General features: G+C 68.2%; 1 protein-coding gene. It reads left to right on the top strand.

Annotation, left to right across the window (positions count from 1 at the left end; translation table 11 throughout):
- The coding region (locus tag VTU_RS34195) for a hypothetical protein (protein ID WP_010109199.1) at positions 1-286 on the top strand (286 nt) is incomplete at both ends.

Here is a 286-nt window from a genome sequence, read left to right as displayed (position 1 = left end):
CCGGTCAGCGGCAAGCGCACCGAGCTCGACACCTACGGCCGCCCGGTAAAAATCAGCACCGTGGCCTACGCGAAGGGGCGCGCGCAGCCCGCGCAATGGCAGCTGCGCTACGGCTATGCAAGCGCGCAATACGCGCCCGAACTGATCGCACGGCCCAGCGTGGTGCCCGGAAGGGAACAGCAAACGCGCATCCGCTACAACGCCGCAGGCCAGCCGACCGAGGTGACCGAAAGCGGATTCAGCCCGCTCAACCCCCAGGGGCAACCCATTGCCAACGCGGAGAGGC

This window comes from Verminephrobacter aporrectodeae subsp. tuberculatae At4, from assembly GCF_000193225.1.
Classification (GTDB): Bacteria; Pseudomonadota; Gammaproteobacteria; order Burkholderiales; family Burkholderiaceae_C; genus Acidovorax; species Acidovorax aporrectodeae.
This window is presented reverse-complemented; position numbering and strand designations above follow the sequence as displayed.